The sequence below is a fragment of the Brooklawnia sp. genome (assembly GCF_032229645.1).
Lineage (GTDB): Bacteria > Actinomycetota > Actinomycetes > Propionibacteriales > Propionibacteriaceae > Brooklawnia.
In genome coordinates this window covers 33,434-36,094 of the sequence record NZ_JAVTWX010000099.1, presented here as the reverse complement: position 1 = coordinate 36,094, position 2,661 = coordinate 33,434, and the positions used below count along the sequence as shown (strand labels likewise).

Genomic DNA, 2,661 nt, shown 5'->3' with positions numbered 1-2,661 from the left:
TGGCCGATCGCGGTCGTCTGCCCCTCGAAGAAGTCATCCGTCTCTGGTTCTGAGGACGCCGCGCTGTTCCGGACGCCCGTCTGCGGTTTCGCCACGGCTTGTCTGCCGGCTGCCGGCCAAGTCATTCGACCGCGTCGGCGTCATCGGCATCGAGCGTCGCTGCCGCTTCCAAGAACAGCGGCCCGAGCGCCGTCGCCCACGCGGGGAGCGAGCCGGAGAGCGTCTGCCAGGTCACCTCGCGGTCGGTGATCGAGTAGTGATGGGCGAGCTTCTCGCGGTTCTTCGCCGCGTCGCTCCAACTCACCCCCGCCGGGGCAGCGAGCCCACGGGCTGCAAGGGTCTTCGCCGCTTCACCGATCTTGATCATCAGTGAATCGCCCGCCTCCTGCGCGATCTCGTCTGTGTCGTAGGCGTCCTTACCTTTGGTGGCAATCGAGGCGGCGACCTCCAGCCAGTGCTGGATATGCAGCAACTCCTTCGCGACGCGGGCGTCCATCACAGCAGCACTCTCTCGCGGAGGATGTCACGATCGCGCTTCGGATCGAGCCCGCGATAACTCACCAAATCAACGCGGCGGCCGAGGATCGCCTCCAGCGCTTCCTCTAGATGAAGCATGTCGAAGAGGTCGGCGCCGGCCGGCGGCTGCACAAGCAGGTCGATATCGGAGTCGGGCCGGTCGTCCCCCCGGGCGGCCGAACCGAACACCGCGAGTTCGGTGAATCCTCGCCGCTCGGCGACCTGCCTGAGCACGGAGCTTCCGGCGGCGACCAGCTCGCTGGGCCGGACACCGTCCGTGCGCTCGCTGGCGACCTGGTATCTGATCGCAGGCTGCGTAACCCCGAGCCGCTTCGCGACCTCCCGCTGCGACTCCCCCTCGACGAGCATGGCGCGCACGGCGAGCACGCGGCGCAGCCGCGCCAACTCGGCGTCGCGTGTCGCCTTCTCGTACTCCAGCGCTAGGGTCATAAATAGAGTTTATGACCCAGACGCACGGACGATAGAGCATGACCTCTTGACTACCATCGCTTTCGGGGGCAAGCCGTGACCTTTCGGCAGCAGAGGAGTCAGGCCTTGTCGTGGACGGTAATCGTATAGCCGTCCAAATCGAGGAAGGTGAACGTCAAGCCGAATGGTCCCGGCTCTGGCCCAGTGACCGTCATGAGGTTCCTTTCAAGTCGCTGAGCCTGAACCCCCGGCGCATCGAACTCGGACCTGGCACGCGACGTCTTCGTCACCCGGGGGTTAGATGATAAGACAACGAACTCCGACGAAGGACGAACATGATCGACGGTCTGCAGATGAGATTCCATCACATCGGGAAAGCGGTACCGCTGGACGAGATCAAAGACAACGCCCACACGAAGTACAGCCCGCTATACGACATGTACTCGCTGGACACCACCAACGATCTGTCGGTACCGATTGAGCTGCATGCCTTTGGGCCGGACTGCTCTCTTGACCGGAGAATCCAAACCGGCACCCATGTCGGGTTCAAAGTGAATGACGTCAAGGTGGCGTTGCAGGGCCAGGAGATCGTCATGCCGCTTTACCAGCCCTTCGCCGGCTACCAGACCGCGATGGTCGTCATCAATGGCCAACTTATCGAGCTGATCGAGACCACCTTGTCCGAAAGCGAGATCTGGGGCGACGGGATATTCAAAGACAGCATCCTTTACCCCGACGGGAAAGCCCAGAAGCCGATCAACGAATAGCGGTCAGGCACATCCAGCCTTTGCCATTGTGGCGCACCTCCACCGTTTGAAACCCGATTTGCAGAAGATGCTGCTTCAAGTCTTCTCCCCGGTGAATCGTCATGCCCTCAATGCGATCAGTCCAGGCGGTATCCGATGGATCGTCCGACTCACAACAGACGAAGAGCACGCCGCCCGGCTTCAGCACGCGCCAGATCTCGCCGAAGGCGACGTCGAGGTCGGGCCAGAAATAGACAGTCTCGAAGGCGGTCACATAGTCGAGGCTGCTGTCGGGATACGGAAGCCTCGCCACATCTCCCTGGCGGATCGTGCAACGCTTGCCGAGCTGAGCTGCGTTGGTCCTGCAACTGAAAGCAACGCTTTTCGCCGAGTAGTCGAGGCCGTCCACGACACTGTCAGGAGCGTTCTTCAGCATCCACGCGATATTGGCCCCGCCGCCGCAGCCGACATCCAGCACATGGGCGCCCCGCGGGATCGTCAGAAACGAGAAGCCCCACGCAGCCAGATTCGCATGCCCGGCGTTCATGCCTCGCAGCATCATCTGGCCCAGGAACCCTTGCGGCTTCCTGGTGTTCTGAAAGAACCGATTGAACACCTGGACAACTCCTCGACTGGCCGGACCAGAAGACCCGCCCTGCGCGACAGCCGCTTCCACGGCCTTTAACTAAGGTTACCCTGACTTGCTGATCGAGCTGCGCCTCCCTGCTCGGGGGCTCGGTCGTCCTCGCGGTGGTTGCGGCAGCTTTGGCGCTGCTGCCATTTTGGATCATGGTGCTGGTCACCGATTCTCTGGTCACAGGCTCCGCAACCGCAGCCGACCTCTGAAAGCTTGCCCTGGTCGTCGCCGCGGGCGTGCTGGCGCTACTTCACCAGGGCCAGCGCTTTCTACGTGCGCGCTGGTCGGCCCGTCCGGTTCCGGCAAGTCGACGCTGGTCAGGCTGCTGCTGCG

General features: G+C 62.7%; 4 protein-coding genes. 1 reads left to right on the top strand and 3 read right to left on the bottom strand.

Annotated features, from left to right (window positions below):
• Positions 1-121: 121 nt before the first annotated feature.
• Complete coding sequence (locus tag AAFP05_RS07600) at positions 122-496, bottom strand: HepT-like ribonuclease domain-containing protein (RefSeq protein ID WP_341729260.1); 375 nt, start codon at positions 494-496, stop codon at positions 122-124.
• Complete coding sequence (locus AAFP05_RS07595) at positions 496-966, bottom strand: nucleotidyltransferase domain-containing protein (protein ID WP_341729257.1); 471 nt, start codon at positions 964-966, stop codon at positions 496-498. Before AAFP05_RS07595 ends, AAFP05_RS07600 begins: the two co-directional genes overlap by 1 nt.
• Positions 967-1,280: 314 nt before the next feature.
• On the opposite strand from AAFP05_RS07595, the gene AAFP05_RS07590 reads away from it, so the two are divergent.
• Positions 1,281-1,712 (top strand): hypothetical protein, encoded by a 432-nt coding sequence (locus tag AAFP05_RS07590; RefSeq protein WP_341729256.1) that lies wholly within the window; start codon positions 1,281-1,283, stop codon positions 1,710-1,712.
• Here AAFP05_RS07590 and AAFP05_RS07585 read toward each other — a convergent pair.
• Entirely contained in the window at positions 1,702-2,367 is a 666-nt protein-coding gene (locus tag AAFP05_RS07585) for a class I SAM-dependent methyltransferase (RefSeq protein ID WP_341729255.1), read from the bottom strand. The genes AAFP05_RS07590 and AAFP05_RS07585 overlap by 11 nt on opposite strands.
• Between the last annotated feature and the right edge of the window lie 294 nt (positions 2,368-2,661).